The sequence below is a fragment of the Lysobacter sp. P5_B9 genome (assembly GCF_054049835.1).
On the sequence record NZ_JBFULP010000003.1, the window covers coordinates 209,655 to 221,741 of the forward strand.

Consider the following 12,087-nt stretch of genomic DNA (forward strand, 5'->3'; position numbering starts at 1 on the left):
TCCGCCCTACGAAAGAGAGACACATGACCACCTTCCGTTGCGACATCGTCAGCGCCGAAGACGAAATCTTCCACGGCGAAGCCGAACTCCTGGTCGCCACCGGCGAAATGGGCGAGCTGGGCATCGCGCCGCGCCACGCGCCGCTGATCACCCGCCTGAAGCCGGGCAAGGTCATCGTGACCCTGCCGGGTGGCGAACAGCTGGACTTCGCGGTATCGGGCGGCATCCTCGAGGTGCAGCCGCAGGTCGTGACCGTGCTGGCCGACACCGCGATCCGCGCGCAGGACATCGACGAAGCCTCGGTCCGCAAGGCCAAGGAAGAAGCCGAGCGCGTGCTGGCACGCAAGGATCCGAAGATGAGCGCGCAGGAAGCCGAAGCCCAGCTCGCCATGAGCCTGGCACAGCTGCAGGCGCTGGAGCGCCTGCGCAAGAGCATGAAGCACTGAGCGAGCGCTGCATCAGTAAAGCTGCATGAGTAAAAAACGCCGGCGATTGCCGGCGTTTTTGTTTCAGGTCGGCCGTGGCGGGTGCGGACCGTGGCGGAGAAGGTTCGGTATCAGCGCCGATATACCCAATGGCGCGACACGCTGAAGCTGATCGCGGCCAGCACCAGTTCGACCGCCGGCTTCGCCACCCACGCCCAGCCAAGGCCAGCGGCGTTCTCCACGGCACCCACGGCCAGCGTGCTCAGGGTCGTCGTCATCAGCCACAGCAGCACGAAGCGCTGCAGCTRGCGCCGGCCCAGGGCGCTGGATTCGCCGGCAAAGGTGATGCGGCCGTTGAGCCAGAACCCGAGCATGGCGCCACTCACGCGCCCGGCGATATTCGCGAGCTCCACCGACAGCCCGAAATGGCTGAGGGTCACCATCACGCCCCAGTCCACCACGTACTGCAGCAGCCCGATCGCAATGTAGTGACTGCCCTGGCGCAACAGGCTCATCGCGCCGCCTCCGTCGCCGGTACGTGCCACCACTCGACATCGCCTTCGACCTGCCGGCGCGTGGCGTGCAGGCGGTCGAGCGCCGCGCGCTGGGCGGTCGTCGTCTTCGCGGGTCGCAGCAACACGTCGGTGATGCCGGCGCGATGCAGCACGTCCACCCAGGCGCTGCCGTCGGCCTGCGCCTCCGCGGACTGCGCGGCACGCTGCAGGCTGCGGTCGTAGTACGAAATACTGCGCCCGCGCACGCCCAGTTCCGCGACATAGGGACGCTCCGCGTCCAGGGCCAGGACGTTGCCATGATCGGTGCCGCGAATAGCGGCGATCAGGTTGCGTTCCGGCACGCGGGCGCGGAACGCGGGCTCGTCGCGCCCGGCTTCCACGATCGACATCTTCACCTGCCCCACGCGCAGCAGCCAGAAACCATTGGCCTGGAATGCCAGGTTGAGCACGCACACGCCCGCGAGCAGCCACGCGGCGCGGCGTGGATCGATCCGGAACGCCGTTACCGACAGCAACGGCAGCAGCAGCACCGTTGCGGGGAAGGTGTAGCGCAGGTATTGCATCGGGACAAGCGGCGCCACGATGAGGGCCGTCGTCGCGAGCGCCATCGCCGCGGTGCGGCGATGCAGGAACGCCAGTACCCAGGCGCCGGCGAGGGCGACGAACACGAAGCCGCCGCCACCGGCGAACCCCTCGAGGTAGCGATCGGTGTGGAAGGTCAGGTTCCATGGCAGCGCGACGTCGAAGCCGGCATGCCAGCGCGCATCGTCGAAGTTGACCGGATCGAAGTAGGGCGACCGGAACCACGCGTTGAACAAGGGCAGGAACGGGTTGCGCGCGATTCCGGCCGCATAGGCGTAGCTGGAGCCGCCGATCGCCAGCACGATGGCGCACGCGCCTGCCAGCGTGAGCGGCGCAGGCACGCGGCGATGCCGCCACAGCGCCCACGGCAACAGCAACACCGCGAATACCGCCGACGACAGTTTCAACGCCAGAAGTCCGCCGACGAGTACCGCGCCGATGCGCACTCGTGGCGTGCGCGGCGCGGGTTCCAGGATCAGTACCACCAGCCACGCCAACAACGCGGCCGTCGGTGTCTCGCTCTGCATGCTGCCGGCAAGCCCGGCCGTCAGCGGAAGGCTGCCATACAGGGCGACGGCGAACCACGCAGTGCGCGCGGTGCCTCCCAATAGTGAAGCGATGCGCCACACCGCGGTCGCGGCCAGCACGAGCCATAGCGCGTTCATGCTGCCGCGCGCCTCAGCGCCAGCGATGAGCTGCGGCACGGCCTGCAGGACGTCACCCGCCCAGGGCGCCAAGGCCCAGATGTGCAGCGCGGGGTCGAGCGGATAGTGGTGCTGTGCCAGTAATTGCCACGGCAGGCGCAGGTGATAGACGACATCGTCCGCCTGCATGGTCGGGATCCAGCAGCCGGTGCTGGCGAGCCCGAGGACGAGCACGGCGAAGGCGGCCGCACGCGGCGCCGCGTCGAGGGCGGCGTGCCATTGGGTCGCCATCGCACGCCACGAAGCCGCCAGCGCGCGCCATTGCCAGGCTGCCAGGCCGAGGCAGAGTCCGGCGTAGGCGGCGCCGTAGTGCACCGGAAAGGGCAGCAGCCAGCCCAGCGCACCGGCCAGGAGGATGAAGCCGCAGGCGACGCGCAGCGTGGGCGGTGCTTCCCGCTGCAGCAGGCCGCCCAGGGCCAGTGCTCCTGATGCGAACAGCATCGTCGCCAGCGCCGGGACGACGCCGGCGTAGAAGACCACCGCCAGCAGCCATGCCAGGGCGAGCCCGCTCGCCAGTCGCCAGCCCAGCACGCGACGCAGCACGCCAGCGGCGGCGAGGGCCAGCAGTGACAGCACGATCAGTCCGGCGAAGCGTCCGCCGTGCCATTGCGCGCCCAAGTGATCGACGACCAGTCCCACGAGGCAGAGCGGCGCGCCGATCCACAGCAATGCGCGCGCCCATGATGCGGAGCCCGGCTCCTCGATGGCTTGTTCAGGGGCGGGAACGGGCGCGGCACTAATCATCGCCGCATGCTATCAGTGCGTCCTAAAATGCAGCCATTCCATCAGCACGGACTTCCCATGTCGGCACCTCTGCACGTCATCATCCTCGCGGCCGGCGAGGGCAAGCGCATGAAGTCGAGCCTGCCCAAGGTGCTGCAGAAGATCGCGGGCCGGCCGATGCTTGCGCATGTGATCGACAGCGCGCGTGCGCTGAACCCGGCGGGCATCCATGTCGTGTATGGCCACCGCGGTGAAGCGGTGCTGGCCGCATTCACCGGCCAGGACGACCTGACGTGGGCCGAGCAGGAGCAGCAGCTGGGCACCGGCCATGCCGTGCAGCAGGCGATGCCCAATGTGCCGCAGGACGCGCGCGTGCTGGTGTTGTACGGCGACGTGCCCCTGATCACGTCGGAGACGCTGCAGCGGCTGATGTCCGCGCCCGGCCGGATCGCCGTGCTCGTTGCCGACCTCGCCGACCCCACCGGTTACGGCCGGGTGTTGCGCGACCCTGAAGGCCGCGTCGGCCGCATCGTCGAGCACAAGGATGCCGACGAGGACCAGCGCGGGATCAAGACCGTCAACACCGGGATCATCATTGCCGACGGTGAGCCGCTGCGCCGCTGGCTCGAACACCTGCGCAACGACAACGCGCAGGGCGAGTACTACCTCACCGACGTGTTCGCATCCGCCTCGACCGAGTTCGATGCCGCCGAAATGGTGCACGTCGCCGATCCGATCGAAACCGAGGGCGCCAACGACCCCTGGCAGCTGGCGCAGCTCGAGCGCGCCTTCCAGAAGCGCGCCGCGCGGGCGCTGTGCCTGCAGGGCGCGCGCGTGGCGGATCCGGCGCGCATCGACATCCGCGGCACCGTGACGGTGGGCATGGACGTCGAGATCGATGCCGATGTCGTTTTCGAAGGCGAAGTGAAGCTCGCCGACGGCGTGCGCATCGGCCCGTTCTGCCGGCTCAAGGACGTCACCCTTGGTCCCGGCACGGAGGTGCGCGCGCATTGCGACCTCGACGGCGTCGTCGTCGAAGGCGCGGCGCTGGTCGGTCCGTTCGCACGCCTGCGCCCGGGCACCGTGCTGGCCGACGGCGTGCACATCGGCAACTTCGTCGAAACCAAGAACGCGCGGCTGGGCGTGTCGAGCAAGGCCAACCACCTGGCCTATCTCGGCGATGCCGTGGTCGGCAGTGGCGTCAACATCGGCGCCGGCACCATCACCTGCAACTACGACGGCGTGAACAAGTCGACGACCACCATCGAGGACGGCGCCTTCATCGGCTCGAACTCGTCGCTGGTGGCGCCGGTCACGATCGGACGCAACGCCACGGTCGGCGCGGGTTCGGTGATCACCAAGGACGCGCCCGCCGACAAGCTGAGCGTCGCGCGCGGCAAGCAGGTGTCGGTCGAAGGCTGGCAGCGGCCGGTGAAGCCGCCGAAGTAACCGCGACCCGCGTCAGGCCGGCAGCACCAGCGATACGCACAGCCCGCCGCCGTCGCGGTTGAGCAGGGCGATGCGACCACCGTGGGCTTCGGCGATCTCGCGCGCCAGCGCCAGCCCGAGCCCGGTGCCATGGCGCTTGGTCGAATAGAACGGCAGCAGCGCATTCGCCAGCACCGCTTCGTTCATGCCGCTGCCACGATCGAGCACATCGACGCGCCAGTATTCGGGCAGGCGGCGCAGCGACAACGCCACGTCCCCGGCTTTCGACCCGGATTCGTGCGCGTTCTTGAGCAGGTTGATCAGCGCCTGCTCCAGCTGCGCGACGTCGATGCGGGCGATGGCATCCGGTGATTCCGGGCCGTCGTAGGTGAACTCCACCTGCGAGCGCAGCTGTGCGACGAAGCGTGGCCACGGGATCGATTCCAGTCGCGGCGACGGCAGCTTGGCGAAGCGGGCGTAGTCGCGGATGAAGCCTTCCAGATGGCGCGCGCGGTCCTCGATCGTCGCCAGCGCGGTAGGCAGGCGCTCGAGCTGGCCGCGGCGCAGCAGTTCCGCGCCCGAATGCGCGAGCGACGCGATCGGTGCCAGCGAGTTGTTCAACTCGTGGCTGATCACGCGGATCACCTTCTTCCAGGTCTGCACTTCCTGCCGGCGCAGCTCGGCGGTGAGCAGGCGCAGCAGCACCAGTTCGTGGCGGCGGCCGTTGAGGCGGAAGTGGCGGCGGGCGAGGTGGTAGATGTCCTCGTTGTCGGCGTCACCGACGGTGAACATGCCGTCGCCGCCGCGTTCGAAGGCTTCGCGCAGCGCCTCGGGTGCGTGTTCGAGCAACGCGTCGAAGGTCAGGCCTTCCAGGCGCTTGCCTTCGCCGAGCAGCTTGCGTGCAGCGATGTTGCCCAGGACGATGTGGCGCGACGGATCCACCAGCAGCATCGCCACCGGCGTGTTCTGCACCATGGTGTCGAGCAGCAGCTCGCGCTGCACCAGCGCCTGGCGCTGTTCGCGCAACGCGTCGCCCAGCTCGTTGTGGCTGGCGACCAGCGCGCCCAGGTCACCACCGCCGTGCCAGGACAGGCCGAAGGCGAAGTCGCCGTCGCGGTAGCTCGCCACGGTGCCGGAGAGCGCGCGGAACAGCGAGTTCATCGGCGCGAAGGCGCGGCGCACGTGATAGACGAGCAACGGCAGCAGCACCACGGTGACGATCCCGCCCGCCAGCCATGGATTGCGCAGCCAGCGCGACAGCAGCAGGGTGAGTGCCACCGCGGCAATCATGTAGGCCAGCGCGAGCGCGGCGAATTGCAGGCTCAATGGCAGCCGCTGGCGCAGGCTACGCATGCGTGGCTCCCGCCGCCGCACGGCGGCCTGCGGACTGCGGGTGCGCGCGGTTGGTCATGGGCGGTCGATGCCGAGGCGCTCGAGGCGCCGGTACAGGGCCTGTCGCGACAGGCCCAAGTCGCTCGCCGCCTGCGCAACCACGCCGCCGGCACGCGCCAGCGCGGCTTCGATGCTGGCGCGATCGGGTTCATCGCCGCCATTGCCTGCGGCGAGCGCACGCGTGGTGGCCGCGGGCAGGCCCAGGTCGGCGACGCCGATCTTCTCGCCGCGCGCGAGCAGCGATGCGCGCTGGATGGTGTTGCGAAGCTCGCGCACGTTGCCGGGCCACGCGTGCGCGAGCAGGGCGTGCTCGGCGTCGCCGTCGAGCTGTTTGCCGGGCGGCAGGAAATGGCGCGCCAGCGGAAGGATGTCGTCGCTGCGCTGCGCCAGGGGCGGCAGGCGCACTTCGATCGCATTGAGACGGTAGTACAGGTCCTCGCGGAAATGCCCCGCCGCGATCAGCGCGGACAGGTCCGCGTTGGTCGCGCTGATCACGCGTACCTTCACCGTGCGCTCGCGGTTGCCGCCGAGGCGCTCGAAGCGGCCGGTCTCGAGCACGCGCAGCAGTTTGACCTGCCCGGCGAGCGGCAGGGTGCCGATTTCGTCGAGGAACAGGGTGCCGCCATCGGCGGCCTCGAACTTGCCTTCGCGCGCGCGGTTGGCGCCGGTGTATGCACCGGCCTCGGCGCCGAACAGTTCCGCTTCGATCAGTTCGCCCGGCAAGGCGCCGCAGTTGAGCGCGACGAAGGGGCCGCTCTTCACCGCCGAATTCGCATGGATGATTTCCGCGTACTTCTCCTTGCCGGCGCCGTTCGGCCCGGTGATCAGCACCGGCAAATCCGAACGCGCCACCTGGCAGGCCAGCGCCAACGCCGCTTCGCTCGCGGGGTCCGCGTAGACGAGTCCGCGCAGGTCGAACTCGCGCGCCAGCGCATCGCGACGGCGCCGCTCGCCGCTGCGGTGGCGAGCGAGTTCCTGCCGTGCCTGCGACAGTTCGAGCAGGTTGTTCACCGTGGCCAGCAGCTTGCGGTCGTCCCAGGGCTTGGCCAGGTAATCGGCGGCACCGGCCTTGACCAGGTCCACCGCGGATTCCAGGTGGGTCCACGCGGTGAGCAGGATCACGGGCAGGTCCGGATGCGCCGCACGGATCTTCGCGAACAACTCGACCCCTTCCTCGCCCGACGTCGTGTCGGCATGGAAGTTCATGTCCTGCACCACCAGGTCGATGGGCTCGCGCGCAAGCAGCGCGAGCCCGTCTTCCTGCGTTGTCACCGCACGCGTGTCGATGTCGTGCAGCGAGAACAGGGTTTCCAGGGCCGTGGCTACGGAGGGATTGTCGTCAATGACAAGGACGGTAGGCATCGGCACAGGTTACCTGTTCGACAGCACGCTGTTCGACTACACGCTGCGCGTGGCCACCGCGGGCGGCACGGCGGCGGCGCGCCGCGCCGGGCCCAGCACCGACAGCTGGCCCAACGCCCACAGCACCAGCGCTCCGACCGGCAGGTACAGCGCCGGCAGTCGCGGGAGTTCGTACGAGCTCATCAGCAACTGGTTGATGCCGTAGGCGCCGATCATGCCGATGACGATGCCGAGGGTGGCGAGCAGGAAGTTCTCGGTCTGGAAGTAGCGCAGCACCTGGCCACGGGTAGCACCCAGCGCGCGGCGCACGCCGATCTGCTTGGTGCGCTGCTGCACCCAGAAGCTGGCGAGGCCGACGATCCCCAGCGCGGTCACCACCAGCAGCGCGATGCAGACCGCGATCAGCAACCACACCATCGACTGGTCCTGCTGGAAGAACTCGGTGCGGATCTGCTCCTGCGTCTTGTGGTCGAGGATGATGCGGTTGGGGCTGTTTTTCTCCAGCACCTTCACCGCGTCCTTGAGCACGCGCTCGCGCTCGCCGGGCTGGTTCGTGCGCAGCACGTAATAGCCACCGACGTTGTACGGCATGCGCGCGGGCAGCAGCACGGTGTAGTCCGGCACCATCTCCTTGGGGCCGAAGTATGGGCGCACCAGCGTCTCGAACACGCCGACCACCGTGAGCGGCTTGTTGTCGCCGAAGTAGAACACCTGCCCGACCGGGTTCTTGCCCGGATACAGCTTGTCGGCCACGGCCTTGGTGATTATCACGGCGCCGGGCATGGCCTCGCTGAAGTCCTTGTCCGGGTCGTAATCGACGTATTCGTCGGGGTTGAAGTTGCGGCCGGCGATGAGCTTGGCGCCGAGTGCCTTGCCGAGCTCGCCGCTGTCGAAGTAGGTCGTCGCGTTGATCGTGGATTCGGTCTGCTCCGGGGTCAGGGTGATGCCGCTGTTCCACGACGAGTTGCCGAACGGCACCTCGTTGGTGGACGCGGCCGCGGTGACGCCGGGAATCGCGCGCATCGCGGCCAGGTCCTCGCGGGTGAGTGCCGCGGCGTTCTGGTCGGTGCCGATGCCGGTCAGGTTGATCACCACCGCTTCCTGTTCGGCCACGCCACTGGGCATGTCGATGCGGTTGATGCGCTCCCGGATCAGGAACACGGCGTTGCAGATGATCGCGCAGCTCAGCGCGATCTCGAGGACGATCAGTGCGGCGGCCGTCTTGTGCCGGCGCAATGTCGAAAGAATGGGACGAAGTTCCATGGCGTGCCTCAGTCAGTCCGGGTCATTGGGTCTTGAGCTGGATGGCGGGCGTGACCTGGCACGCGCGCCATGCAGGCAAGGCGCCGGCGAACAGGCTGGCCACGATCGCGAGCGCGAACGTCGTCAGCAGCATCGCCGGGTCGAGGTGGGCGAGCGCGGCATGCTCGACCGGTTGCTGGCGCACGGCCCACAGGCCCAGCACTGCGAGGCCGAGGCCCAGCACGCCGCCGACCAGGCCGACGGACACCGCTTCGATCAGGCACTGCGCGAAGATCGCAGCACGCGAGGCACCCAGGGCGCGGCGCACGCCGATCTCGGACGAGCGACGCATGAACTTCGCCAGCAGCAGGCCGACGGTGTTGACCAGGCACACCAGCAGGAAGCCGAACGCGAGCCACATCTGCAGGTTGACGTCGTCCGGCACCACCTTCTCGTGGCGGAGGAAGCCCATGAGGTCGCGCAGCTGCACGTTGTTGGGTCGCTGGAAACGGCCGGCGGCACGCTGCTGGTCGGAGTAGTTCTCGAGGAAGGCCCGGTAGTCCTTCGCCTTCTGTGGCGAATCCAGCTGCACCCAGAACTGCACCCACACGCAGGGCGCGCCGACATCGGTCGAGCTCACGCCCTTGGCGCGATTGTCGTAGCAGTTCATGTTGCCGCTGCGGCCGAGATCGAGGTCGCGCGAGGTCGTGAACGGCAGGAACACCTGCTCGGCCTCGCCATAGCCATGGCGGCTGGTGTTGAGGTCGTAGAACTTCGGCACCGGACGCCACTTGGCGAGCACGCCGACCACGCGGAAGTCGGTGCCGTCCAGGCGCAGGGTCTTGCCGACGCTGTTACCGCCGCCGAACACCTTTTCGTTGAGCGACCTGGAGATCACCACGTCGCGCGCGTGCGCCTCGTCCGCGGCGGCGTCCCAGCCGCTGCCGTACTGGAACGGCACGTCGAACATCGGGAAGAAGTCGGCGCTGGTGTAACGCGAGTCCGCGGCGAACGGCAGCAGGCCGGCGCGCTGCGGCTGCACCGCGACGCCACCACCGGTCATCAGCGCCTGGCGGTCGGCGCGCCTGGCCTTGAGCAGGGCCTCCGCATCCAGGCGCGTGAGCTGGCCCGGCGGATCGCCGCCCGGTCGGTATTCCTCGCGCGTCTGGGGGTCGATCTGCGGGTAGTACAGATTCTGGCTCTTGCCCGGCAGCGGATCGCCTGAAAGCACGTGGTAGACGGTGAGCGTGGTCATCGCCGCACCGATGCCGAGCGCGATCGCCAGCACCATGAGCGCGGTGAGCACTTTGTTGCGCCGGAAGCTGCGCAGGGCGAGGTTGAAGTAGTAGCCAACATTGGTTGCCATGTTCGCGGCCTCAGTTGGATTCGATGGAGGCAGCCAGGTCGCGCGCTCGCATCAGGCTGGACTCGACCGAGATGTCGGTCGCCATGCCGTCGACGATATGCACGTTGCGCTGCGCGCGGGCGGCCAGTTCCGGGTCATGGGTCACCATGACGATGGTGGTGCCCGCGGCGTTGATCTCCTCCAGCAGCTCCATCACGCCGCGTGCCATCTGCGAGTCGAGGTTGCCGGTGGGTTCGTCGGCGAGCAGCAGGCGCGGCGTGCCGGCCAGTGCGCGTGCAATCGCGGCGCGCTGCTGCTGTCCGCCGGACAGTTCGGCGGGGTAGTGCTTCATGCGCGAAGCCAGGCCGACCTGCGCCAGCGCCTGCTCGATGCGCTGCTTGCGCTCGGCGGCATTGAAGCCGCGATAGCGCAGCGGCACGTCGACGTTGTCGAACAGGTTGAGGTCGGGGATCAGGTTGAAGCTCTGGAAGATGAAGCCGATCTTGTGGTTGCGCAGCTTCGAGCGCGCGTCGTCGGACAGGCCGCGCACGTCCTGGCCGTCGAGCGTGTAGGTGCCGCCGGTGAATTCCTCGAGCAGGCCGGCGATGTTGAGGAAGGTCGTCTTGCCGGAACCGGACGGGCCGGTGACGGCGACGAACTCGCCATCGCGCACATGCAGGTCGAGCGACCGCAGGGCGTGGGTTTCGACGAGCTCGGTGCGATAGACCTTGGTGACGGCTTGCATGTGCAGCATGGCGGGATTCCCTTTGGTTATTTGATCGGGTTACAGAGTGCGTTCAACGCACGCGGAAGTCGGGGAGTTCGTTGCTGCCCGCGTAGCCGCGGCGCCAGCCGCGCGGGGCGGCGACAACGAAGGGGTTGTTGGCCGCGACGGGCGCGACGCTGAATTCGATGAGGCCCAGGGCGATCCGGTCGGACAGGCGCAGCGGCACGGCATCGGCCAGGTCCAGCGCGGACCAGTTCTGCGGGAACGAATGACGGGGATAGGCAGAGTCGGTACTCATGATCATTCTCCAGTGATGCGGACACGTTCGGTTTCGCCGAAGCCGTCGGCGCCGGATACCACGATGCGGTCCCCTTCCTTCGCGCCGCCAAGGATCTCGACGGCACTCAGGCTGCTGGCGCCGGTGTGGAGCGGGCGCTTCACCGCGCTGCTGCCGTCCATCACGTAGGCGCTGTTGCCGCCACCCTGTTCGAGGAAGGGGCCGCGTTCGACCATCAGCACGTTGCGGCGCGTGTCGAGCAGGATGCGCACGCTCATGCGCTGGTTCTGGCGCAGGCCCGGCGGCTGCTGGCTCTTGAAGCGGAGGCGGCCGGTGACTTCGCCGTTCACCACTTCCGGCGACACCGCGGAGATTTCCGCCGGGAGCGTGCCGGTGGGACCGGTGACTTGCGCGGGCATGCCGATGGCGAGGTCGCGGGCGAAGCTCTCGGGCACCTTGATCTCGACCTCGAACACGCCCAGGTCGACCACGCTCAAGAGCGGCGCGTTGATCGCGACGTTCTGGCGCTGCGCCACCATCACCTGGCCGACCTGGCCGGCGAAGGGCGCGCGCAGCGTGAGCGCGTCGACCTGGCGCTGCAGTTCGGTCACGACCGCGCGCTGGCGATCGGCGAGCAGACGCTTGTTGCGCATGTCGAGGCCGGCGCCCTGGCCGAGCAGGCCATAGTCGTTGCGGGCGCTGGCGAGACCGAGGTCGGCCTTTTTCAGCGTGTCCTGCGAGCGCGCCACGTCGATCTGCGCGACCGCGCCGCCTTCGAAGGCGCGCTGGTTGCGCTCGAGGTCGCGCTGCGCGGCCTGGCGGTCGATCTGCGCCTGGTCGAGCAGCTTGCGTGCGTTCGAACGCGTGATCTGCGCATCGAGCACGGCGCGGCTGGCCTCGGCTTCGAGGCCGGCGAGGGTGGCCTGTTCCTGGGCGAGCTTGCTGCGCAGCTCGGGGCTGTCGATTTCGGCCAGCGCCTGCTCCGGCGCCACCTTGTCGCCCGCCACGACCTTGAGCGTGACCGTGCCGCCGGCGATGGCGTACAGGGTCGGGCTGTTGGCTGCGATCACGCGGCCCTCGGCGGAGATGTCGCGGACCAGGTCGCCGCGGGTGACGGCGGCGATGCGCAGGCGCGAGGCGTCGAAGGAATGCGCCCCGGCGGTCCAGCCCGACAGCAGCCAGCCAACCACGACCACCAGGCCGGCCACGCCCGCGCCCGCATACAGCCACTGGCGGCGGCGCAGCGACAGCGTCCTTGCGGAAGCGGCGGAATCGCCGTGGAGGGGCCGGTCCTGGCCGGAGGTGTCGCGGATGCTCATGGGAGGGTTCTGGGAAATGAGGGCACTACCCCTATTAAGCAGAACG

The 12,087-nt window shown here is 68.6% G+C and carries 11 protein-coding genes; 2 read left to right on the forward strand and 9 right to left on the reverse strand.

The genetic code is table 11. The features are described 5' to 3' along the window. Positions 1–23: 23 nt before the first annotated feature. Positions 24–446: a F0F1 ATP synthase subunit epsilon gene (locus ACXJJ9_RS08660; RefSeq protein WP_310055523.1), complete on the forward strand. Its 423-nt coding sequence runs from the start codon at positions 24–26 to the stop codon at positions 444–446. 110 nt (positions 447–556) lie between these two features. Here the strand turns inward: ACXJJ9_RS08660 and ACXJJ9_RS08665 are convergent, their stop codons facing one another. Both ACXJJ9_RS08665 and ACXJJ9_RS08670 read right to left on the reverse strand, forming a co-directional pair. Next, positions 557–940, reverse strand: coding sequence for a GtrA family protein (locus ACXJJ9_RS08665; RefSeq protein WP_457096789.1), 384 nt, complete (start codon positions 938–940; stop codon positions 557–559). Beyond that, on the reverse strand, positions 937–2,970 hold the full coding sequence (locus ACXJJ9_RS08670; protein WP_457096790.1) for a hypothetical protein: 2,034 nt from the start codon (positions 2,968–2,970) through the stop codon (positions 937–939). Before ACXJJ9_RS08670 ends, ACXJJ9_RS08665 begins: the two co-directional genes overlap by 4 nt. Before the next feature lie 57 nt (positions 2,971–3,027). Here ACXJJ9_RS08670 and glmU point away from each other — a divergent pair, with 57 nt between their 5' ends. After that, positions 3,028–4,398: a bifunctional UDP-N-acetylglucosamine diphosphorylase/glucosamine-1-phosphate N-acetyltransferase GlmU gene (gene glmU / locus ACXJJ9_RS08675; protein WP_457096791.1), complete on the forward strand. Its 1,371-nt coding sequence runs from the start codon at positions 3,028–3,030 to the stop codon at positions 4,396–4,398. A 12-nt stretch (positions 4,399–4,410) separates the two neighbouring features. On the opposite strand, the gene ACXJJ9_RS08680 is transcribed toward glmU, so the two are convergent. Genes ACXJJ9_RS08680 through ACXJJ9_RS08710 form a run of 7 tightly spaced genes read right to left on the reverse strand, consistent with a single transcriptional unit; the run spans position 4,411 to position 12,041 of the window. Then, positions 4,411–5,730 carry a sensor histidine kinase gene (locus ACXJJ9_RS08680; RefSeq protein WP_457096792.1) on the reverse strand — a complete coding sequence of 440 codons (1,320 nt, stop codon included), beginning with the start codon at positions 5,728–5,730 and terminating at the stop codon, positions 4,411–4,413. Between the two features lie 54 nt (positions 5,731–5,784). Next, positions 5,785–7,131 carry a sigma-54-dependent transcriptional regulator gene (locus ACXJJ9_RS08685; protein ID WP_457096793.1) on the reverse strand — a complete coding sequence of 449 codons (1,347 nt, stop codon included), beginning with the start codon at positions 7,129–7,131 and terminating at the stop codon, positions 5,785–5,787. Between the two features lie 36 nt (positions 7,132–7,167). Continuing rightward, entirely contained in the window at positions 7,168–8,394 is a 1,227-nt protein-coding gene (locus ACXJJ9_RS08690) for an ABC transporter permease (RefSeq protein WP_457096794.1), read from the reverse strand. A gap of 22 nt (positions 8,395–8,416) precedes the next feature. Beyond that, on the reverse strand, positions 8,417–9,739 hold the full coding sequence (locus ACXJJ9_RS08695; protein WP_457096795.1) for an ABC transporter permease: 1,323 nt from the start codon (positions 9,737–9,739) through the stop codon (positions 8,417–8,419). A gap of 10 nt (positions 9,740–9,749) precedes the next feature. Further along, positions 9,750–10,472 (reverse strand): ABC transporter ATP-binding protein, encoded by a 723-nt coding sequence (locus ACXJJ9_RS08700; RefSeq protein ID WP_457096796.1) that lies wholly within the window; start codon positions 10,470–10,472, stop codon positions 9,750–9,752. 43 nt (positions 10,473–10,515) lie between these two features. Then, positions 10,516–10,743, reverse strand: coding sequence for a hypothetical protein (locus ACXJJ9_RS08705; protein WP_457096797.1), 228 nt, complete (start codon positions 10,741–10,743; stop codon positions 10,516–10,518). Positions 10,744–10,745: 2 nt separating this feature from the next. Further along, the gene (locus ACXJJ9_RS08710; protein WP_310055539.1) at positions 10,746–12,041 is read right to left on the reverse strand and encodes an efflux RND transporter periplasmic adaptor subunit; all 1,296 of its coding nucleotides are present in this window, start codon (positions 12,039–12,041) and stop codon (positions 10,746–10,748) included. Positions 12,042–12,087: the final 46 nt, after the last annotated feature.